The organism is Subtercola lobariae (genome assembly GCF_014640255.1).
Classification (GTDB): Bacteria; Actinomycetota; Actinomycetes; order Actinomycetales; family Microbacteriaceae; genus Subtercola; species Subtercola lobariae.
Genome location: NZ_BMGP01000002.1, coordinates 143501 through 166119, shown reverse-complemented (window position 1 = coordinate 166119; position 22619 = coordinate 143501). Strand labels below are relative to the sequence as shown.

Here is a 22619-nt window from a genome sequence, read left to right as displayed (position 1 = left end):
CGAACTTCCGGAATACGACGACCTATTCATTTCGAGCACTGGACCCGCCGGAACGGCGTGGGGTCTATTCGGTAATGACGTGGGCACTCTCAATTTGATATCCGCGCAGATGCTCGTGCGAGCGGCGCAGGAGGTGCGCCGCGGCGTTGTTTTTTCTCTAAACCTTGAGACAACTCTTCCAGACCCGCCGATTCTGGGACGTGGCACCCTCAAGCACCACCGCATCGAGCTCGACGACGGCGGATGGGATGACTATTACGACTCGTTCTACCCGCAGGCATCCAGCCAGTGGGACTCGCTCGGTCATTGTCGACACCCTGAGGTTGGCTTCTATCAAGGCTATGACAGTGCGGCCGTGACGGACTCAACTACGCCAGCACTTGGAATTGAGCAATGGTCGCAGCGAGGCATCGCCGGTCGATTCGTGCTGGTCGACGTCGCGGGGCATCTAGCTCGTCGCGGAACGCCTCTCGATGCTTCGAAGTCTTTCGGAATACATCCCGAGCTGCTGGAAGAAGTACTCACCGCGCAAGAAAGCATCATTGAACCGGGTGACATTTTGCTTCTCAATACCGGTTGGACGAGGTGGTACCGGACGCTAGCACCTCAGGCGCGCCAACGTCTAGCGGATCAAGGGGAAGACCTGGCGACGCCGGGGCTCGATCCGGGCGAGGCGACCGTTCGCTGGCTTTGGAACCGCAAGATTGCAGCAATCGCCGCAGACTGCCCGGCCGTCGAACGGATGCCGTTCGATAAGGGGTCGGAGGACAGCTTTCTGCATATCCGATTGATCCCGAAGCTCGGATTCGCCCTTGGCGAGCTCTTCGACCTGGAGCAACTTGCGGCGGATTGCGAAACCGACGGCCGGTATCACGGGTTATTCGTAGCGGCGCCGCTCAACACTCCAGGCGGGGCTGGTTCTCCCGCCAACGCCTTGGTATTGAAATAACGAATGAACAGGAGATCGCGACGATGCGTGCACTGCAACTAACTGGGCCCGATCAATGGCACATAGACGACGTACCAGAACCGGTCCCCGCTCCAGACGAGGTGGTCATCGACATAGCTGGTTGTGGAATCTGTGGCACCGATTTGCACACCCTTTCGGGTGGAAACGCTCTAGTAAGGTTTCCCGCCATTCCCGGTCATGAATTTGGCGGGACGGTGACGAGTGTGGGCGCGAACGTGACATGGCTACAGATCGGAGACAGGATCGTCGTCGACCCGTCACGCTCCGACGAACACTGTGACCTCTGCCGCTCGGGTCATCAGAATTTGTGCCCCGAGAAGGGTGGTTACGGATCGAGGTACCCGGGAGGCTTCGCGGAGAAGGCAGCAGTGCGCGGCACGAATTGCGTGGCGATCCCGGACGATATGCCCTGGGAGGTCGCGCTATTGGCTGAGCCGCTCGCCTGCGTACTGCACGGGGTGGACCGCCTCGGGAACGCGGTCGGTCGCGACGCGGTGGTTTTCGGAGCCGGTCCTATCGGTTTACTTGTCGCGATCGTACTGCGGCAGAAAGGTACCCAGGTCGCAATCGTGGAGCGATCCGAATTGCGTCGCAACGTAGCTCGAAAGCTCGGCTTTGATGTTGTGGTCGATGCCGCCTCAACATTGCCAAATCTGACCTATACCGTGGCGGTCGACGCAACTGGCGTGCCCGCAGCCATCGAGGCCGCTTTCAGCACGGTTGCCCGGGGTGGCTCCATGCTTTTCATGGGTGTCGCCAAGCAGGGATCTTCAATCTCCATTGACCCCTACCGCATCAATTGGCAAGAACTGACGATCGTTGGCTCTATGGCGATCAACCACACATTCGGGACTGCGGTCGAGTTACTCGCCCGCATCCAAGACGAAGTGCGTCAACTCGTCACCCATGAGGTACCACTCGAAGACTTCGAGCAGGCACTTGAACTTGTGCGCTCGCAGGGCGCACTCAAAATCCTGGTTCGACCCTCAGCCGAACCTCACGCGAGGAGCAAAGCATGAGTACTACATACCGCGTAACACACCTCATCGGCGGTGAGTGGACGGACGACGACACCGCAGACGAACGAACCAACCCATTCGATCCGTTGGATGTAGTCGCTGAGATCGCGGCCGGTTCTCCCGAACTAGTCGATAGAGCCATTCAGGTCGCGGCGGCCTCCCAATCCGCGTGGGGCAAACTGACCGGACCCGCGCGTGGTGCGGTGCTTCAAGGCGCCGCCGATATTGTGCGCAGCCGTGTGGACACAATCGCCAGAGACTTAGTCCGCGAGGAGGGCAAGACAATCGCCGAAGCGACCGGCGAGGTACGTCGCGCGGCCGACATTCTGGACTTCTTCGGCGCCGAATGTTGGCGGGCGAACGGCGAGACCCTGCCGTCGGGCGTTCCTAACACGCTCGTCTTTACTCGTCGAGAACCGATGGGAGTAGTTGGTCTAATCACCCCATGGAACTTTCCCATCGCCATCCCGACGTGGAAGCTCGCACCTGCACTCGCAGCGGGGAACGCTGTCGTGATGAAGCCTGCGCAGCTCACTACCGTCTCGACGATGCATCTGGCGAATGCTCTCCGTGAAGCTGGACTTCCTGCTGGGGTGCTGACTCTAGTTCATGGCAAAGGTACGGTCGTTGGAAATGCGATCGTAAAGCACGGACTAGTCTCTGCCGTGTCGTTTACTGGCTCGAACGCGGTCGGCCGACAGATAGGTGAAATCGCCGCGAAACGCGGTATTCGGGTTCAGCTCGAAATGGGCGGCAAAAATCCGGTAGTCGTCCTTGATGACGCGGATCCGGAGCACGCCGCGGACATCATCGCGTCGGGAGCGTTTGGGCTTACCGGGCAGGCGTGTACCGCGACGAGCCGCGCGATTGTCACCCCGCAGGTGTACGACGCGGTCGTGGACGCGGTAATTAGCCGCGCGGCTTCTTTTACCCCCGGCGATGGTCTGGACCCAAGCGTGAAGATGGGTCCCGTCGTAAGTACCAGTCAGCTCGCCACGGACGAGTCGTACTTGGATATTGCGGTCAAAGAGGGTGCGACAATCGCTCACGGAGGCCAGGTGAACGGCCTGCTGTTCGAGCCGACCGTTCTTACCGACGTCGATCCCAAGCACCGGATCGCACGCGAAGAGGTATTCGGGCCGGTCATCGGAATTCTCCGGGCGCGCAATGAGGACCACGCTATCGAGCTAGCGAACGACACAGAGTTCGGTTTGTCGGCCTCGCTTGTTAGCCAGCGGCTTTCCTCTGTCGCGAAATTCATTGAGCTCAGCCAGGCCGGCGTCGTAAAAATCAACAGGCCTACCGGCGGTGTCGATCCAAACGTGCCTTTCGGTGGCGTCAAGGAATCATCCAATAACGCCTATCGAGAACAAGGTGCTCAGGCACTCGACTTCTACAGCTGGACCAAGTCGGTTTACGTCGGCTCGGTTTGATCAGAGTGATAAGAGAGAAGAGAACTACACGATGAAATCGAAGCTTGTAAGCCTTGAGGATGCAGCTTCGCTGATCCCGAGCGGCTCGTCCCTAACGATCGGTGGAAGCATAATCCGACGCTCGCCCGTCGCCTTAATCCGTGAGCTGCTCCATCAAAAAAAGAGTGGCTTCACTGTTCTCGCATATCCTGCCGGTTTCACTACGGATTTGCTCGCAGGGGCTGGCGCGGTAGACCGGGTCGAAGCCGTCTACGAGGGCCTCTTTCAATTTGGCTTCTCATACAATTTCCGCCGCGGTGTGGAAGAGGGACGAATCGACATACGCGATTTCTCAGAGGTCGCAATGGCGTCCCGCTTTCGTGCGGCTGCCGCCGGCCTTCCGTTTGCGGTCACCGACGCTCTACTCGGGACAGGAATGGCAGAGCACAATCCGGAGCAGGTGCGAGAGATTGCTGACCCCTTCTCTGGTCGGAAGCTGCACGCTTTGCCGGCAGCCGAGTCGGACTTCACATTGCTACACGGTTACACCGCCGACGAATACGGCAACGTGCAGTTCCCGGTGGCTCGTGACGCAGACGATCTGGATCCCGTGATGGCTAAGGCAGCCAATCGACTCATTGTCACCGTCGAAAAGATCGTGCCCCATAGTGAGATCCTCAAGACGCCAAACCTGACGTACATCCCACATACCTGGGTTGAAGCCATCGTTGAGGTTCCATTCGGAGCTCACCCTTTGAGCTGCGACGGTTACTACGACGAAGACGAGCTGCACATGGAGGACTATCAGCGGCGAATGAAGGAAGGCGATTTTGCTTCCTACGCCGACCTCTACATTGCCAAACCTCAAAATCATGCGGAGTACCTTGCCGCCGCGCTCACCCCCGAGCGCCTTCTTCAACTCTCGGTTCGGTGAAGGGCCAATCATGACGAGCTCCAGCAACTACTCACTCAATGAACTCATGGTCGTCGCCGCGGCACGAGAGCTTCGCAATGGCGATCTGATCTTCGTCGGCGTCGGCACGGCAGGACGCGCTTTCACTATGGCCTGCGGAATCCCGATCGCAGCTGCAAGGCTCGCGCAAGAGACTCACGCACCCGACCTAGCCATTTATTGGAACAACTTGCTCAGCCCGGATCTTCAGCAGATTCCGGAGAGGCTCACGCAGCACTATCTAACGACGTGGCCGACTGCGGCCCAGTTGCATAACTGCAGTGACAAAAACGACATGTTGTCGAAAGGTCGTTTCGACGTGTCATTCGATTCCGCTCCTCAGATCGACCGTTACGGCAACCTGAACATCACAGCTATCGGAGACTATCGGCATCCTAAGCGCCGTCTGATTGGCGCCCTTGCTCAAACAGACCACTTCGCGTATGTTCGCCGGCCGCTGATTCTGACCGATCTTAAGAAGCGGACCTTTGTCGAGAAGGTCGATTTCATTACTAGCGTCGGATACCTCGACGGTGGCAATTCGCGCGCTGAGGCCGGTTTGCGGCCCGGTGGTCCGAGCCGAGTCATCACAGACAAGGCAATCTTTGGATTTCATGATGAGTCGAGGGAAATGGAATTGCTGACCGTACACGAGTCTTCGAGCATCGAGGAAGTCGTCTCCGAAATGGGGTTTCTGCCCCGAATCAGCGACAACGTTTCGGTAACCGTCGCGCCAACCGAGCACGAAATTCGGCTTATTCGTGACGTGATCGACCCGCGCAAGATCCTTTTGGTGTCTTAGAATGACGATTTCGGAGCCCCAGGTTGCCGTGATCTCAACGCAATTATTGCTGGACGCACTTCGATCACGCGTGCGGGGAGAGGTCTCCGACAGTGCCCTTCGCCGTGCGGAATACGCAACAGACGCATCGAACTATCGCGTACTTCCGACGGTCGTGGTCTATCCGCTCGACGCCGATGATCTTGTGGCAATTACCGCAGTAGCGAGGGATCAAGGAATACCTCTCACGCTGCGTGGCGGTGGGACCTCCGTGGCAGGAAACTCCATCGGTGATGGGATTGTCGTGGACGTGTCGGTTCACATGAATCGAGTCATCTCGATAGATCCCGTCGCGCGGACAGCCCGCGTCCAGCCTGGAACGGTCATGAGCACGCTCCAGGAGGCTGCGAAGCCGTACGGATTACGGCTCGGTCCGGACCCCTCGACGAGCACCCGCGCCTCCATTGGCGGAATGATTGGCAATAACGCCTGCGGTCCGCACGCAGTGGCGTACGGCAAGATGTCCGACAACGTCGTCGAGCTAGACGTTGTTGACGGCGCCGGCCGCAGGTACGTGGCTCGCGACGACCTTACAGTCGTTCCGGGGCTTGAGCGGTTCGTCTCAGAGCACCTAGCGCTCATCCGGACCGAGTTTGGTCAGTTTGGAAGGCAGGTGAGCGGCTATTCGCTCGAGCATCTGTTGCCTGAGAACGGGCGTCAGCTGGCCAAGGCCTTGGTCGGCACGGAAGGGACGCTCGTTACCATCCTCGAAGCAACAGTTGCGCTCGTGCCAATTCCGCCCAACCCTTCACTCGTGGTCTTGGGCTATCCGACGATGGTCGCCGCCGCGGACGATGTTCCTCGTCTGCTTCTCCACCACCCGCAAGCGATGGAGGGCATGGACGCAGGACTCGTGGAAGTGGTGCGGCGCGCCCGTGGCTCAGCCGCTGTTCCTGACTTACCCGATGGCCAGGGCTGGCTAATGATCGAAATGGCAGATGTCGATGCTAACGAAGCGATCGCGGCCTCGGAGCGACTTGTTGCAGACGCATCAACCGACTCATATCGCATCCTGCCCGCTGGGCCTGACGCTTCACGGTTATGGCGACTTCGTGCGGACGGAGCTGGGCTTGGCGGCCGTACGCCGTCGGGTCGCCAAGCCTGGCCCGGATGGGAGGACGCCGCAGTGCCTCCGTCTGCACTCGGTGCCTACCTTCGTGAATTTCAGCAACTAATGTCGGCTCAGGGCCTCGACGGCATGATCTATGGGCATTTCGGTGATGGTTGCGTGCACGTCAGAGTCGATTTGCCACTCGAAGAGCGTCCAAACTCGCTCCGCGTTTTCGCGACCGAAGCAGCGAAACTGGTCACCTCTCACGGAGGTTCGCTTTCCGGGGAACACGGGGATGGCCGAGCCCGCAGCGAGCTTCTCGATCTCATGTATTCAGCAGACGCGTTGATCGCAATGAGACAACTGAAGGGTCTCTTTGATCCGACCAATCTGCTAAATCCTGGCATCATCGTTGAGCCAGCGCCCCTCGACGCGCAGCTTCGGCGGCCACGGGCTCTGCCGATATTGAAGGCCGGCGGCTTTGCGTTCACGGAGGACGATGGCGATTTCACCAAAGCTGTTCACCGATGTACAGGCGTCGGTAAATGCCGAGCTGATAACGGCGGTTCAGGGGGATTCATGTGTCCTTCGTTCCAAGCTACGAAGGACGAAACTCATGTGACACGTGGACGATCAAGAGTGCTGCAGGAACTAGCCGCTGGTGGTTTCGGAAGGAAGTCTTGGGCCGCGGATGAAGTCGAGGAAGCACTGGACCTTTGCCTCAGTTGCAAGGCCTGTGCCGCTGACTGTCCGGCCGGTGTCGATATGGCGAAATACAAGTCCGAAACGCTTCACCGAAAATATAGAGGAAAGCTGCGTCCGGTGAACCACTATGTTCTCGGCTGGTTACCGCGGTGGAGCAGGCTCGCGAGCATCGCACCTCGCATAATCAACATCGTTACGGGGATTCCGGGCATCGACAAGCTCGTTCTTTGGGCTGGTGGCATGGACACTCGGCGCTCAATACCACAATTCGCTGACGTCCCGTTCCGGCGACGCCGCCAGCTCCACCGGGATGAAAGCTCGGGTGACCGCGGACGTCCACGTGTCGTATTGTGGGTCGATTCATTCACGGATGGATTTTCACCCGATGCGGCCGAGGCCGCGATCGCCGTGCTTGAGGACGCTGGATACCAAGTTCTCGTTCCGCAGAGCGACGCCTGTTGCGGACTCACTTGGATCAGCACAGGCCAACTCGCTGGTGCGAAACGCAAGCTACTCGGCTTACTTGACACATTCTCGCCGTTTGTTGAGCAAGGAATCCCGATTATTGGCCTCGAGCCATCGTGTACGGCAGTTATTCGATCGGATCTGCTCGACCTACTTCCGGAGGATCCCCGCTCAGAACGGCTCGCCGAAAACACTCGGACTCTGGCCGAGATCTTGACGGAGGCAACCAACCGCGTTGAGGACCCTTGGGTACTGCCCAACCTGGCGGGCACCGTCGCGGTGGTCCAACCTCACTGCCATCAGTACGCCGTCACAGGGTTTGCGGCGGACGAGGCGTTGCTGAAACGGTCGGGCGTCGAAATCAACCAGCTCGCCGGCTGTTGCGGCCTCGCAGGCAACTTCGGAATGGAGCGGGGGCACTATGAGACTTCCGTGTCCGTCGCTGAGCTTGAGCTTCTGCCCGCTCTAAGGGAGGCAGCTGAGGGCACGATTTTCTTAGCTGACGGGTTTTCGTGTCGGACACAAGCTGATCAATTGGCCAAAGTGGCCGGCTTGACGCTTGCACAGGTCTTGATGAACGGCATCGAATCGAACGCCGCGTCGGTATCCACTAACCACAAATAGGCCCATCCACATTTTCGCGTTGCGGCAGAGGCAGCCCCCCTCCTCGAATCGTTCGACTGGCACGACGGCCCGCATGCCGGATGCCTCGACGCAATCCACCAAACGAAGAAAGCAGCTGATGAAAGGCGTCATTCTTGCCGGCGGAACTGGCACAAGACTTTGGCCGATTACGAGAGGCATCTCGAAGCAGCTAATGCCTATTTACGACAAGCCGATGATCTACTATCCGCTTTCGACTCTGATGATGGCGGGAATCCGCGAGATACTCATCATCACCACACCTGGCTACCAGGCGCAGTTTCGAACATTGTTGGGTGATGGTTCGGACTTGGGTATCAGCCTCGAATACGCCGTCCAGCATTCACCCGACGGCCTTGCTCAGGCGTTCATCATCGGGGAGGAATTCATCGGTGAAAGCAGTGTTGCGCTGGTGCTCGGGGATAACATTTTCCATGGGGCGGGCCTTGGCTCATCTCTGAGGCAAAACGGCGATATTGTCGGCGGGCTGATTTTTGCTTACCGCGTCGCTCGACCGAGAAGTTACGGGGTCGTCGAATTCGACAGCGAGTTCAGAGCTGTCTCAATCGAAGAGAAGCCGACGACACCGAAAAGTGACTTTGCCGTCCCCGGCCTCTACTTTTACGACAATCACGTCATTGAGTTGGCAAAATCAATCAGTCCGAGTGCTCGGGGTGAGCTTGAGATATCAACCATCAACGAGCACTACCTCAAGGCGGGCACTCTGAAGGTGCAAGTGCTTGATCGTGGGGTCGCCTGGCTCGACACTGGGTCCTTCGAATCGATGATGCAGGCTTCAGAGTTCGTCCGAGTAATCGAGGATCGTCAGGGTTTGAAAATCGGGTGCATTGAGGAGGTCGCTTGGCGAGCCGGATGGATTGACGACGAACAGCTGAGCGCTCTGGCGGCACCGCTCGTGAAAAGCGGCTACGGCTCCTACCTCCAACGACTGCCCGAGACGATCTCTTCTTGAACCAACCCTGAATCCATTTCAACCAAAGCTCTTTTCAGCTCGACGGGCTACCTGCTAACGGTCCTAGGCGGACCGGAAGACCACCTCTGAACGAAAGATGACCCGATGCCGAACGATGAATTACTCCTCAGAACCTCATCGCACCGAAATGTCGCAGACTCCTCGGCAACGATTACAGCAGGGCATGCCATTGTCCGGGCCCTGGAAAAGCACGGGATCCCCCGAGTATTTGTCGTTCCAGGCGAGAGTTACCTTGAGATTCTCGATGGGCTCCGGGACTCCACGATTGAGACGGTTGTGTGTCGGCATGAGGGCGGGGCGGCTTACATGGCCGAAGCGGAAGGAAAACTGGGCGAACTTCCGGGAGTAGTGATGGTCACGCGAGGACCGGGGGCCGCAAATGCCCATGTAGGAATTCATACTGCGTGGCAGGACTCGACCCCAGTCGTGCTTTTCGTCGGGTTGATTCCGCTGAATCACAGGGGTCGAGAGGCATTTCAAGAGTTCGACATTCGCGCCTGGTTCGAGTCTGGAGCCAAACGTGTGCTGGTCCTAGATTCCGCGGAGCGAGCTGCCGAAGTGGTGGCCGAGGCGATCTTCGCCGCGAGCTCTGGGCGTCCAGGGCCTGTCATCGTGGGCGTGCCGGAAGATGTCTTGCGCCAATCAATAGATCGAACGGAGCACCCACCGATCCCGCGGGCGCTCGGGGGGATGTCGGGAACGGACGCCTCGATACTCCAGTCTGCGTTGTCGCAGTCGAGCAAACCATTATTTGTCACCGGTGGGAACGATTGGGACACTTCGACTGCTCGCGATCTGACTGAATGGCTGGAGCGACACGGTATCGCGGCTGCCGCGGAATGGAGAACCGAAGGTGTGGTCGGATTCGACTCGCCCTCTTACGTTGGTCCAATTGGCTATGGGCGACCTCGACCAACGCACGATCTGCTCGACGAAACCGACCTACTCATCTTTGTGGGCACGCTGCCCGGGGACGTCCTCACGAACGGATTCCTGGCTCGTCAAGACATGTATAAGACGAATTTCCTCGTTTCGATTGACCCTTCACTGAGGGGTCGATCAGGTGCGGTTTCTCATCAGATCATGGCCAAGCCCAGCGCATTCGTTCGTGATTTGAAATCTCTGAGCGTGGAGCCACGTGCGCAGTGGCGTGAATGGACAGAGAAAATGCGCGCCCAGCAGGTGGCGTTTTCTGAGCCGCCTCGCCCTGCCTACGGGGACATGTGTGCGTCGATGGACAATGTGATGGCTGCTCTGATTCCTAAACTCGATCCTGATGCAATGGTGACGTTTGGCGCGGGAGAACACACCAACTGGGCGCACCGCTATTTCCCTACCCGCGCGTTCCCATCCATGCTCAGTTCTGGCAACGGATCGATGGGATACTCGATTCCCGCAGCGGTCGCGGCGAGCCTTCATTACCCAGGGCGCCAGGTTGTCACAATCGCCGGAGATGGCGAATTTATGATGAACGGTTTCGAGCTCGCTACTGCAATCCAGTATGGGGTGGCTCCCCTGGTCATCGTTATGGACAACCAAGAATACGGAACCATTCGCACCCATCAAGAGCGTCACCACCCGGGCCGCATAGCCGGCACGCAACTGATCAACCCGGATTTCGCAGCCCTGGCTGTTGCCTGCGGAGGGTACGGAGCGCGGATAGAGACCGAGGACGAGGTTCGACCCGCCGTTGAACAAGCCCTCTGCGAGACAAAGAACGGACGATTCGCACTATTGCATCTGGTTGTCGAACAGCGACGGCAGGCCTACTAAAAGCCACTTATTGCAACAATTCGACTGCAACATCCAACCCCCTTCTGATTGAGCATATGCAGACCTAAAGAATTCGATTGTTAGACCATCCCATTACGAGCGCTCGAATACGGCGACTCCGATTTAGCGAAAGGTACAGTCATGGCGATTGCCACCGTCAATCCCGCCACAGGGGTCTTAGAGCGAGAGTTCGCTGCGCATACCGACTTAGAGGTCGACGTGCGTATCGGTGAGGCACACGACGCATTCCTTCGGCTCCGTCGCACGACATTCTCGCAGAGAGCAAGCTGGATGCATGCTGCAGCCGATTTGCTTCAGTCTGAGGTCGATGGTGTTGCGCACATGCTAACCACGGAAATGGGCAAGACGCTGGTTCAAGCACGATCAGAGGTGAGCAAGTCGGCCAACACGATGCGCTTTTACGCCGAGAACGCCGAAGTCTTCTTAACGGGGCGCTACATCGATGAGCCGGGACGGATGAATGCCTCAACCGCCTATACCCGATACGAGCCGATCGGAACCGTGCTTGCTGTAATGCCATGGAACTATCCAATTTGGCAGGTCATCCGATTCGCGGCACCCGCGTTTATGGCCGGGAACTCCGGCCTACTGAAGCATGCATCGAACGTTCCCCAGGCCGCCATCTACCTAGACTCCTTGTTTGAACGTGGAGGCTTCCCGTCGGGTACGTTTCGCGCGCTGCTAATTCCGGCGGCGAAGGTCGAAGATGTCATTCGTGATCCTAGAGTGGTCGCGGCATCGCTAACGGGTTCTGAGCCCGCCGGCCGGTCGGTAGCGGCGATTGCCGGCTCGGAAGTCAAACCCGTGGTCCTAGAGCTAGGAGGGTCCGACCCGTTCATTGTGATGCCGAGCGCAGATTTGGACCGCGCAGTGGCCACAGCCGTCGTTTCGCGTACGAGCAATAACGGGCAAGCCTGTATAAACGCAAAGCGTTTCATCGTGCATGACGCGATCTATGACGATTTCGTTGCGCGATTCACGGTGGCGATGGCTGCGCTACGAATCGGCGACCCGCTCGACGAGTCCACTGATATTGGTCCACTTGCCACGTCGTCTGGGCGCGACGAGCTCGCGGAACTCGTCGACGACGCGATTGCAGCTGGCGCCTTGGTGACCACAGGGGGGTTCTTGATCGGCGGAATCGGTTGGTACTACCCGCCTACGGTAATTACCGGCATCACGTCGAAGATGAGGCTCTATCGTGAAGAGGCTTTCGGTCCCGTCGCTACGATTTTCAAAGCACAAGACGTGGAGGATGCTCTTCGCATCGCCAACGACACGAGCTTCGGACTGAGTTCTGCGATCTGGACTGCGGATTCGGACGAAGAGGCTCAGCTAATCGAAGGTCTCGTGGCAGGTGCGGTGTTTGTGAACGGGATGTCTATCTCGTACCCAGAACTACCCTTTGGCGGCACAAAAGACTCGGGCATCGGAAGGGAACTGTCGATGGAAGGCATCCGGGAGTTTGTGACATTGAAATCGGTGTGGCGGGCCTGATCGCGAATGTGAACTAGAGGAGAGGATCCGTCGGCGGCTGGGACCGAAGTCGGATGCGGCGAAGCGACTTGGGGCGCCGTAAGTCTGGGCCTACACATCTTTGATGAGTGCACAGGGAGTCCAATCGCAAGAGGCGCACTCGCAGCTTCGTATTGAAGGCACGAGGTTTCGGAGCGGTGCTGTTGCGTTCTCCATCGGTGGGTTTCGCCCGTCGGCTACCGATGATCAGCCGAACGCCTCAGAGCGTGTGAGGACCATTAGGTCCATTCGTCCTTGTTGAACTATTTCGCCCGTTTGGTTACGAAGCATCACCAGACGTTCAACTACTCCTGTTTTCCCTGACGACGTTTTGCGCGTTGAGAGAATCTCCACGGTGCAGGTGAGGGTATCTCCAATAAAAACTGGTTGTAAAAATGTCCAACTGTCGACGCCCAAGAGAGCAACGGCGGAACCCTCGAAGACACCTGTCCGCGCGATCAATCCGAGACAAAGAGAGGCGCCCAGCATTCCGTGAACAATGCGTTGACCATATCGGGTGCTTTTCGCAAATTCAGAATCAGTGTGGACCTGGTTATTGTCTCCGGTCCAGGCCGCGAACGACATGACATCGGCTTCCGTAATCGTGCGGCCAGGACTGGCAAAGGTCTGGCCTGCCTGGAGATCCTCCAGATAATGGACCATGACTGAAACCTCCTAAGAGACGTTTATGTATTGCACTGTGCCGATATCGCTGGGCTGTGCCCCGCGACTCCCCTGAAACGTCGTATTTCTTGTAATCTCATGCGATTTCCGTGCACGCAAGGACAGCCCGCGCTTCTCGTTAACCCGGCTTGGCCGAATAGTTCGTGCTCACGGCCAGAGGACCTAGCCGCTGTGGATGATGAGTCAATTTCTGCAGATCATCGCTTCTCAGAGATGCGACGCTTACTTTACCTGCTACCTATTATGTGACAAAATGTGGGAATGCGAGGCATTAGTTGGGAGATTCGATCTCCCGGTTGGTCCTGGAATTGATAATTGGCGGAGCTGCCTGTGTCGTTTGCGCTTAAGTGACCGAGTCTCAACCCGATGGAGGGATCACTATGACCGCTGTGGGTCGAAGGGGATTGCACGCAATTCGACTGGCACCCAGGTCTCCACAACGTTCTATTGCGTTTCTCGACGGCGCCGGCGCTCAAGTCCTTCGGCTGAATAGGAGTCAAATTGATCGATTTCGTGCAAACTATCGCACGCCACGGCATTCCGGCCGCCCTCGCCCGTTCGTGGCTGCTTGTCGCAGGTAATCGCGCCGACCAGTTCGATCGTGCGGCAGAATCCAGCGCAGACCAGGTGATCCTCGACATCGAAGACGCTGTGGATCCAAAGGCTAAGCCCAAAGCTCGGCTCGACGTCGTCGAATGGCTGTCTTCTGGTGGTGAAGCGTGGGTTCGAATTAATGATCACTCAACTGATTTTTGGTCGAGCGACGTTGACGCGCTTGTGGGTGTACCGGGGTTAACGGGGGTTGTTCTCGCGAAAGCCGAATCGTCGCAACACGTGACAGAGACATTCGATCGACTGCACGGAGCGGTGCCGGTTGTGCCGCTTCTGGAATCCGCTCTCGGCATCGAAGAGGCCGTCACGATCGCTAGGGCGCGTGGTGCGTTTCGGCTAGCATTCGGGAGCGGTGACTACCGCAGAGACACCGGGACTTCGGCTGACAATTTGGCAATGGCCTACCCCCGGTCTCGACTCGTTGTCGCCAGCCGAGTGGGCAATCTGCCCGGTCCGATTGATGGACCGACGGTTGGCAGCAACCACCCGATCCTGCGCGAGCAGTCCATGATGACGGTGTCGCTCGGCCTTACGGGCAAGCTATGTCTAGACCCCGGTCAGTCGGAGGTCATCAACGAGGTCATCTCGCCGACCCCCAGCGATCTATCCTGGGCGCGCGAGTTCATCGCGGACTTCATCGATAGAGGTGAAGTTATTCGGGATGGCAGTGACCTGCCGCGGTTAGCACGTGCGCGCAAGATCGAAAAGCTGGCCCGCGCCTTCGCGATTGGGCCATGACTGTGTCAGCCCTCTTTGCCTTCAGCTCAAATGGTGACACGGAAGTATGCGAAAGATTTTCGCCAAGCCACGGCTCAACTGTATCGACGTTCGACTTGACGGGGCGATTGTCGAAACAGACTCACGCACTCGGCAATGAAATCTAGGTCAGAGGATTCAGATGAAGGTACTAATCATCGGCGGAACTGGAAATATTTCGGCGAGCGTGGTCCCACTGCTTCTGGACGCGGGTCACGAGGTCGTCTGTCTCACGCGCGGCAATAGTGGCAAGCCAGCTGAGGGCGCTCTCCACATGCGAGGAGACCGGAATGATGCGGACTGGTTCGTCCCCACCGTACGAGCCGCGGCATTCGATGCGGTAATCGACTTCTTCGCGTTCACCCCGGAGCAGGGTGTCGTGAACCTTGAGGCTTACCGAGGAATTCGGCGCGTAATCCACGTATCGACGGTCACGACCCTTGGCGAGGTCTTCGATTGGCTTCCCGTGACCGAGGATCACCCGGCGCGCCCGACAACGCCGTATGGAGAGAAGAAGAACGAGCTCGATCAGCTGTATCTGCGCGCCCATTACAACGACGGATTTCCCGTCACCATCATCAAGCCCTCCACGACGTACGGTCGTCAGCGTGTTATTCGACAGATAGGAATAGACACTCGGTGGATTACGCGGATCGAAACCAGGCGTCCCATCCTCGTGCTGGGGGACGGGAACGCAATTCACCACCTCCTTCACGTCGACGACGCTGCGCTTGCATTTGGTGGCGTGCTCCGTCATGAGAACACGATTGGTCAGATTTACCACCTCGTCAATCCATCATCGACACGGTGGACAGAGGTGCACGACACGGCCATGCGGATTCTTGGTCAGCAAGTTCCGAAGGTTGGCGTTCCCGTGGAGACTCTGTTTGCGCTTGACCCGGACAGGTTTCAAATGGCGCGCCGGATTTTCGCGCACAATTTACTCTTCACCGCGGAGAAGATTCGACGGGATATTCCGGAGTTCGCTCCTCGCATCACGCTCGAGAACGGTTTAGCTGATGCTTTCGACCATCTCCATCGTCATGGTCTAGTAGAGGAGGTTCCTGAAGGCGATTGGGAAGACAACATTATCAACGCGCAGCGTTCTGCTTTCATCGCGGCGGGACGAGCGAATCACGAGCCTCGTATACATCACTGAGAAATTCTCGTGAGGCCTCGCGCAGACAACCACTGTTTCCGGGTCGATCTCCGGGGATCGCGCACGACGACGACCTACCTGTCGCTTGAGGCCGTTGTTGCCCGGGAGACTATTGCTCCCTCAGCGGGCGTGTGCACCGAATGCTTGACCCGCAGGTTATGGGTTCCTCGGTCTGGTGTCTCTGCTTTGTGACTTGGTAAGTTGCCCGGCTGTCTCGAACGCAACTTGACTTTGCACACAAATCCATATAAAACAACATTATCGGTCAAAACTTTCATGCCACATTTATCAAAGAGGATTCCGTTGACAACAGCCTTCTCGCCGATTTCCACGCCCGGTTTCAGCCAGTACGCGAGGCCATACTCGCCTTCAATTGAGCCAGTCAGGCACGGCTCAGTGTGGCCGCATTTCACCTATCCACCCATAACGATTACCTCAAGAGCCCTGGAGCGCGACTAATGCACGAGATCCTGTCCGACAAGCCCTCAGCGACGTGGGATCCAAGCCGGAAAGGGGCGCTCGCGGGTGTTCACGTGCTGGATCTTTCTCGATTCATTGCAGGTCCCGTCACCGCGCAAAACCTTGGCGACTTGGGCGCAGACGTCATCAAAGTCGAACGCATCGGGGGCGAGGACACTCGCCATAACGAGCCTCAGTACAACGGGAAGAGTTTGTACACCGCGATCTTCAATCGCAACAAGCGGGGTGTCACCATCAATACTCGTAGCGCAGAAGGGAAAGACCTCTTACTCAGCCTGGCTAGCTGGGCAGATGTCATCGTCGAGAACTTCCGACCGGGCACGCTTGAGAAGATGGGCCTCGGTCCCGAGGCGTTGCAAGCAGTAAACGACGACATTATCGTGGTGTCCATCTCCGGATTTGGGCAGACCGGACCGCAGAGCGACCAAGTCCTTCTCGATTGCATTGCACAGGCGCAGTCCGGACTCATGGATTTGAACGCGCGAGCTGATTTGGTTCCCGTGCTGACCAAAATCTTCCCCGCCGACTCTCTCGCCGCCGCTTACGCGACAGCCGGTGCGCTGGGAGCGTTGTACCACCGGGAGAAGACGGGGGAGGGGCAGTACGTCGATCTTTCGGTGTTCGACTCGTTGATGTATGCAATCGGAACTTCCATTCCCGCGTACCTGGTCAATGATGTTACTCCGCCCCACAACGGTAATCGCGACGACTACAACGCGCCCGCCAACATCTTTCCCACAAACGATGGCTACGTCTACCTTCACGCGGGGACGCAGAGCTTTTGGGCGCGCCTTTGTGCTGACATCCTTGAGCGCCCCGAACTTATGACAGATCCCCGGTTCAATACGGTGTCGGCGCGTATGACCAATATGGTCGCCGCCGAGGCAATGGTGACCGAATGGACATCGGTCCGGCCTGGCGCAGAGGTCGAGGCAACATTCCGGCGCGTTGGCATTCCCTGTGGGATCGTCTCGGACATTCCTCAGGCTGCAGTGAATCCCCAGGTGTGGGCGCGCGAGATGCTCGTGAAGACTACGGACACTGAAGGGGATGAAATTGTGCTGTACGGGAGTCCGCTTAAGTTTTCTAAGTCACCAGTGCAGTTCCGATATGCGCCGCCGCAGGTGGGCGAACATACTGACGGAGTTCTGACTGAGATCCTCGGACTTTCCGGGGATCAGATTGACAATCTCCGCGAGAAAGGCGTCATTTGATGTCCGGCGCATCCGAGCAACTTTTCACCCGCGACTCCGGCACGAGGCCGCAAGCATACGACAACGTTCTTCTCTTCGAAGAGCTGGGTCCGATCCGCGTCGAAGTGACCGACGAGCGTGTTAAGGAGTATGCGTTTTCGGTAGATGATTATCGATCGTGGCATTTCACAGACTCTCCCTTTGGAGGCCCAATAGCCCATGCAACCCTGTTGTCCAATGATCTTCTCAATGTATATACCGCTGTGTTTGACCGACATGATGGAGTCGCGATGCACGTGGAAGAAGAACTCGCCTTTCACGCTCCGGTTCCTGTAGGTGAGACGGTAACGTTGCGTGGACACTACGTCGACAAGCATCTGCGCCGGGGGCTGGGTCTTGTGATCATGGAGTCAGAGGCTCGCGACAGCAGTGGCAAATTGCTCGTATCCCACCGCGGTGGTGAGGTGACATCCATCACACCTGGTGCGGTCGCCGGGAGATCAACGGCTGAGGAGCCAACCGACCGAATTGTCTTCGACGCGCTTGATGTAACTCCGATCACCAAACCGGACGAGGGGATTCTACCGGGCTCGCCAATTCAGGAAAGAACAAAAAAACTATCCCAGGCGATGATGGCGGTCTTCTCGTTTATCGGCGAGAACGAGCTGAATTTCCACAATGATCTGCAGCTCGCAAGGAGCAAGGATCTTCCAACGACTATTGCGCAAGGCCTCCAGACAACGGGCTTCATGTCAGAGATTTGTACTGACTTCTTTGGCGTTGATTGGTTCACCTCGGGCCGAATTAAGGCGAAGTACATCAACCCGGCATATCAGGGATCATCGATCACGATATCGGGGAAAGTTGCGGGCCAGGAGAGGGCTGAGGACGGAGGCTTGAATACTCGGCTCGAGCTGTGGGCCAAAGATCAGGACGGCCGTGTCATCTCGGTTGCCTGGGCGTCAGCGACGACGCGGAACGAATGACCCATTCGGTTCGCGTAACGCATTCGACTGACGTCAGGGGGCGGCACTGTGTTGCCCCTTGAAACCACGCGGCCCGAGTCATGCTGGCCGATAGCAGCAACACGCGATCGAGGTTGATCGGCTGCTTTGGTCAATGGTTCACCCTCAAGCGAAGGAGCACTTACTGTGCGTGCGCTACTGCTGACAGCACCTAACGAGTGGGAAGTGGGCGACACGGCAGAGCCAGTCGCTTCGGCCAACGAAGTCGTCGTCGACATCGCCGGGTGCGGAATATGTGGCACCGACCTGCACAGCCTTTCGGGAGGCAACGCGTTCCTCCGTTTCCCTGCGGTTCCGGGACATGAGTTTGGCGGCTGGATATCCGAGGTAGGCGATGAAGTCTCGTGGCTTCGGGTTGGAGATCGAGTCATTGTGGACCCCACAAGGACCGACGAACATTGCAAATTTTGCCGTTCGGGTCGCGCCAACCTCTGTCCCGAGAAAGGCAGCTACGGTTCGCGCCACCCTGGCGGGTTCGCGGAGAAGGTCGCAGTGCGTGCAAGTAACTGTGTGAAGATTCCGGACGGGATGCCGTGGGAAGTTGCACTCCTCGCCGAGCCACTGGGCTGTGTGCTGCACGGGATAGATCGATTAGGAGATGCCGTAGGCGGCGACGCAGTCGTGTTTGGCGCGGGCCCTATTGGTCTGCTGGTCGCGATCGCACTTCGTTATAACGGGGCAGAGGTCGCCATTGTCGAGCGGTCCGAAATGCGACGCGGGCTGGCGGGCAGGCTTGGCTTCGAGATCGTGGTCGATGCGGTCGGTGCCCTGCCGCGCGCCAACTATCCGGTAGTTGTTGACGCGACTGGAGTTCCGGCCGCGATTGAGGACGCCTTCAGAGTGGTGGGTCGAGGCGGCTCAATGCTCCTGATGGGCGTGGCCGAGCAGGGATCGTTGGTGCGCATTGATCCATACCGAATCAACTGGCAAGAGTTGACGATCCTCGGTTCGTCCGCAATCAACCATACGTTCTTTCGGTCCCTGGAGATGCTTGGGCGTATAGGTGACCAAGTTAGCCAACTGGTTACCCACAACGTTCCGCTGGAGGATTTCGGTCGAGCGCTCGATCTAACTCGTTCTCAGAGTGCCCTCAAAGTGCTAATCCGTCCCTGACCTCGCTCGCTAAACGACGCTAGGCAGGTCTTGCGTAATGCCGAAACGAGCTTACGCACGCAAACTCGCGTGCGGCTGCTTCGTCCATAATGGCTACGCCCGGACGTTCAGGTCGAGCTATTTGCGGTCGCGACTTTGGACCCGACGACCTCACACGGCGCCCGCCGCCCGTAATCGCGCGATGCCGGCTTCGTCAAACCCTAATATCTCCGACAGAACCTGTTCGGTATGTTCCCCGATCGTCGGTGGCGCATAGCGCATTGTGACCGGCTTGCCCGAGAATCGTGCCGGGTAACCAAGTAGGAAGATCTCATCTCCATCCGTGTCCAGCGACCGAAAGATCATGTCACGTGACCAAAGCTGCTGATTTCGCGCCGCGTCACCTACTCGCGCAACGCGGGAGCAGGGGATGCCCACCCGCTTAAGGACTTCCTCAACCTCAAGCCCCGTGCGGTTGATGGTCCACCCCGTAACGATTGCTTCGATCGCCGCAGTGTTTCTCGTCCGAGCGGTAGTTGAATTGAACTGTCGATCCTCTACGAGCTCGGGTTGCTCGAGGATTTCAAGACAAAAACGAGACCAGAATGAGTCGGTACCCGCATGAATGTAGACAAAGCCGTCACGAGCGTGGAATAGGTTCGCAGGAGCGTTAAACGGGTCGCGATTGCCTTCGTGTTGTGGCACGGCCCCGAATGCGAGGTTCGCGGGAAGTGACGCTCCGAGTGCTGCGACCAGGCAATCGAGAACGGAAATATCCACTCTCTGACCCTCTCCAGTCCGTTGGTGATGAAAGAGAGCTGCCAGAGCCGCAGACGTCGCCTGGGTAGCAGCCGCTGTGTCGCCCGGGAACATCTTGGTGAGCCGTGGCAGTTCGTCGGGGCCCGCGTTCATATCCATGAGCCCAGACATTGCCTGCGCGATACAGTCGAAAAGTAGACGATCGCGATACGGGCCATCTTGGCCATATCCCGAGATCGAAACCACGATGACGCCGGGGTTCGTTTTTCTGAGGGTTGGCTCGTCGAGCCCCATTTGATCCAAGGTACCCGGGCGATAGTTCTCAACGATTACATCGGCCCACTCGGCTAGTCGGCGCAAGATCGCCCGGCCATCCGGATTGCGCGGATTAAGTGTGATCGCCCGCTTATTGCGGTTGTAGAGCATTGTGTATAGCGCCTTGCCATTGGTTTTAGGCTCGGTGTCGCGGGAATCCTCACCCCCGGGCCGTTCAACCTTGATAACGTCGGCTCCCAAATCCCCCAGATTCTGAGCGCAAAGAGGTCCCGCTATGAAACGAGAAAGGTCAAGTACATGTACGTCATGAAGTGCACCCTGAGCCCTTCTGTCCCACGAAACCAGCGGCCTGAAAGGAATCGTGCTGTCGATCAACTGGATGCTCATTTCTCGCGATTCCGCTCGTGCAACCGATATTAGTTGGTATTTCGTGGATATGGTTGCGTTTATGCGGAAATTGGGGCTACGCGCGCGCTTGAACGAATACCTCACCCTCGCCTAGGTCGCCGTGGTTTCGCGTCGCCGCCAGGTACCTCTCGCGACAAAGCGATCCAGAGCCGAAGAACAGCAACCGGAGAGTGGGACCCACCAACGAAGTAAAGTGCAGATCAATCAGAAAACTCGTCGCGGGGGTCGTTTACGTCGGTGGACTTTACGTGCCATGACGGTAGGCGGAGAACGTCCTGAAGGGTAGACGCGGGTCATACCTCGTGCGGCCGAGTCAATAGACCTCGAGATTGAAGCGAACTTTTCTAAAGCTTGGGAGGTTCATCGTTACGAGAAGGAAAAATCAAGCAAGCCGCACATCAACTCCGCTTGCAGCTATGCGTTCAAGTTCATGAGGGTCGGCGCTGCGTCCAGTGATCAGGATGTCAATTTGGCCGAGCTCAGCGAATGAGATCAAGTGGCGAGTACCGATCTTTGACGAATCGGCCATCATGACGCAGCGCCGCGCAGACCCGAGCATCGCGCGTTTGACATCGCCGTCTGCTCCATCCGAGGTAGTCGCTCCCTGGTCCAGTGAAATACCCGAGCAGCCAAGAAATACGACTTCCGCAGTGATCCGGCTGAGCGCCTGAAGAGTCCATTGGCCCGCCTCTGACCATGTCCGCGGGTTAACGTCCCCGCCCAATGTGTGAACACTTGCGGCTGATTTTTCGAGAAGTGTGGTGGCAACGTTCAGCGAGGGCGTGACCACCGTCGAGGCACGCTCAAGAGGATAGACCTCGGCAAATGCCTTGGTTGTTGTACCCGCGTCTATGAGTACAAGCCCTCCCACGGGCACGAATTCCGCAGCTATCTCGGCGATTGCTTTCTTTTCGATCGTCATCAGGGACTCGCGTTGACGCACATCAGGCACAACAGGACGAGACGTCTCAAGCAGTGCGCCGCCATGCACCCGCTTTAGAGACCCTGCTTGTTCCAACACGATGAGGTCACGGCGAATGGTCTCGGCCGATAGGCCGAACTCTTCGGCCAGCGCCGTCACTTCTAGGCGACCGCTCGCGCGAAGTCGATCAAGCATGAGGGTTTGGCGTTCGATCGCGAAGGAGCTTTGCGTTCCTTTTCCTGCGTTTCGGGCCAACGTCCAGCCTCCAAGCCGTGTTCGTGTGCGAAGTCGTGCGTTTACATGGTAGCCCAGCCCAATTCCACAAGCGTCAACCGCGCCGAGGGTACCCAGAAGCGCTACCAAACTGGGTGAACAAGAAAGTCCCGGAATTTGAGCGTCCCTGAACTATGTTTCGGATGAGGGCGCGGTCGGCTCGCTTGTGGTGGGTCAGGTATGTGCCGTGCCGGCCTCGAGAATCGACTATGGTTCTCATTCGATGGCCCACCGCGTAATATTCCTTCGATCAAGAACAACCCGAAACTGCTTGGCTGGCTACTCCAAACGACAAGCCACCTCTCGTGCAAAACCCGGCAAGTCAGTCAGGCGCATCTCGACCAAAAGCGCTGCCTAGCGGTCATCCGCACAGGTCACCCATTGCCCTCAGAGAGTGGTCAATATTGCTCATTGGTGATGCTGATCAGCCCACGTGTCGGATCCATGGACTCCTCCACGAATCCCGACTGCAGAATGATTTCGAAGTGACAATCACACACCCCGAAGACAACCAGAGCCGGGCGGTGCGAAACGATCAGCTCGCGCTGGACTGGGTGCGTGCAGCTGCCCACCATGCATTCAACCTCGTAGTATTCCTTCGCCACCGAGACTCCTATCAT

At 57.8% G+C, this 22619-nt stretch carries 18 protein-coding genes; 14 read left to right on the top strand and 4 right to left on the bottom strand.

From position 1 onward, the window contains the following. The first annotated feature begins 79 nt into the window (after window positions 1-79). The 9 genes from IEX24_RS04980 to IEX24_RS04940 all read left to right on the top strand — a co-directional run bounded on the left by IEX24_RS04980 (window position 80) and on the right by IEX24_RS04940 (window position 12342). Complete coding sequence (locus tag IEX24_RS04980; protein ID WP_188674766.1) at window positions 80-949, top strand: cyclase family protein; 870 nt, start codon at window positions 80-82, stop codon at window positions 947-949. A 23-nt stretch (window positions 950-972) separates the two neighbouring features. Next, entirely contained in the window at window positions 973-1989 is a 1017-nt protein-coding gene (locus IEX24_RS19825) for an alcohol dehydrogenase catalytic domain-containing protein (RefSeq protein ID WP_188674763.1), read from the top strand. Continuing rightward, the gene (locus IEX24_RS04970; RefSeq protein ID WP_188674760.1) at window positions 1986-3422 is read left to right on the top strand and encodes an aldehyde dehydrogenase family protein; all 1437 of its coding nucleotides are present in this window, start codon (window positions 1986-1988) and stop codon (window positions 3420-3422) included. Before IEX24_RS19825 ends, IEX24_RS04970 begins: the two co-directional genes overlap by 4 nt. Window positions 3423-3453: 31 nt before the next feature. Then, the gene (locus IEX24_RS04965) at window positions 3454-4335 is read left to right on the top strand and encodes a CoA transferase subunit A (protein WP_188674757.1); all 882 of its coding nucleotides are present in this window, start codon (window positions 3454-3456) and stop codon (window positions 4333-4335) included. Between the two features lie 10 nt (window positions 4336-4345). Continuing rightward, on the top strand, window positions 4346-5155 hold the full coding sequence (locus IEX24_RS04960; RefSeq protein ID WP_188674756.1) for a CoA-transferase subunit beta: 810 nt from the start codon (window positions 4346-4348) through the stop codon (window positions 5153-5155). A gap of 1 nt (window position 5156) precedes the next feature. Next, a complete protein-coding gene (locus IEX24_RS04955) occupies window positions 5157-8039 on the top strand; it encodes an FAD-binding and (Fe-S)-binding domain-containing protein (protein ID WP_188674753.1) in 2883 nt (960 codons plus the stop codon). A 118-nt stretch (window positions 8040-8157) separates the two neighbouring features. Beyond that, on the top strand, window positions 8158-9030 hold the full coding sequence (gene rfbA / locus IEX24_RS04950; protein ID WP_188674750.1) for a glucose-1-phosphate thymidylyltransferase RfbA: 873 nt from the start codon (window positions 8158-8160) through the stop codon (window positions 9028-9030). A 105-nt stretch (window positions 9031-9135) separates the two neighbouring features. Then, on the top strand, window positions 9136-10824 hold the full coding sequence (locus IEX24_RS04945; protein ID WP_188674748.1) for a thiamine pyrophosphate-dependent enzyme: 1689 nt from the start codon (window positions 9136-9138) through the stop codon (window positions 10822-10824). Window positions 10825-10965: 141 nt separating this feature from the next. Then, window positions 10966-12342, top strand: a complete 1377-nt coding sequence (locus IEX24_RS04940) for an aldehyde dehydrogenase family protein (RefSeq protein ID WP_188674745.1) — start codon at window positions 10966-10968, stop codon at window positions 12340-12342. Between the two features lie 225 nt (window positions 12343-12567). Here IEX24_RS04940 and IEX24_RS04935 read toward each other — a convergent pair whose 3' ends face one another. Then, window positions 12568-13023, bottom strand: coding sequence for a MaoC/PaaZ C-terminal domain-containing protein (locus IEX24_RS04935; RefSeq protein WP_188674741.1), 456 nt, complete (start codon window positions 13021-13023; stop codon window positions 12568-12570). Window positions 13024-13545: 522 nt separating this feature from the next. On the opposite strand from IEX24_RS04935, the gene IEX24_RS04930 reads away from it, so the two are divergent. From IEX24_RS04930 to IEX24_RS04910, 5 genes are all read left to right on the top strand, one after another. Next, window positions 13546-14394, top strand: coding sequence for an HpcH/HpaI aldolase/citrate lyase family protein (locus tag IEX24_RS04930; RefSeq protein ID WP_203585890.1), 849 nt, complete (start codon window positions 13546-13548; stop codon window positions 14392-14394). Window positions 14395-14554: 160 nt separating this feature from the next. After that, a complete protein-coding gene (locus tag IEX24_RS04925; RefSeq protein WP_188674738.1) occupies window positions 14555-15571 on the top strand; it encodes an NAD-dependent epimerase/dehydratase family protein in 1017 nt (338 codons plus the stop codon). Window positions 15572-16029: 458 nt separating this feature from the next. Then, window positions 16030-17265, top strand: a complete 1236-nt coding sequence (locus IEX24_RS04920) for a CaiB/BaiF CoA transferase family protein (protein WP_188674735.1) — start codon at window positions 16030-16032, stop codon at window positions 17263-17265. Continuing rightward, the gene (locus tag IEX24_RS04915) at window positions 17265-18230 is read left to right on the top strand and encodes a hotdog family protein (RefSeq protein WP_188674732.1); all 966 of its coding nucleotides are present in this window, start codon (window positions 17265-17267) and stop codon (window positions 18228-18230) included. The genes IEX24_RS04920 and IEX24_RS04915 overlap by 1 nt, the downstream gene beginning before the upstream one ends. 204 nt (window positions 18231-18434) lie before the next feature. Continuing rightward, window positions 18435-19382, top strand: coding sequence for an alcohol dehydrogenase catalytic domain-containing protein (locus IEX24_RS04910; protein WP_188674728.1), 948 nt, complete (start codon window positions 18435-18437; stop codon window positions 19380-19382). A 150-nt stretch (window positions 19383-19532) separates the two neighbouring features. Here IEX24_RS04910 and IEX24_RS04905 read toward each other — a convergent pair whose 3' ends face one another. From IEX24_RS04905 to IEX24_RS04895, 3 genes are all read right to left on the bottom strand, one after another. Continuing rightward, on the bottom strand, window positions 19533-20783 hold the full coding sequence (locus tag IEX24_RS04905) for a CaiB/BaiF CoA transferase family protein (protein ID WP_188674726.1): 1251 nt from the start codon (window positions 20781-20783) through the stop codon (window positions 19533-19535). 403 nt (window positions 20784-21186) lie between these two features. Continuing rightward, window positions 21187-21981: a DeoR/GlpR family DNA-binding transcription regulator gene (locus IEX24_RS04900; protein WP_188674722.1), complete on the bottom strand. Its 795-nt coding sequence runs from the start codon at window positions 21979-21981 to the stop codon at window positions 21187-21189. A 416-nt stretch (window positions 21982-22397) separates the two neighbouring features. Next, window positions 22398-22604: a hypothetical protein gene (locus IEX24_RS04895; protein WP_188674719.1), complete on the bottom strand. Its 207-nt coding sequence runs from the start codon at window positions 22602-22604 to the stop codon at window positions 22398-22400. Window positions 22605-22619: the final 15 nt, after the last annotated feature.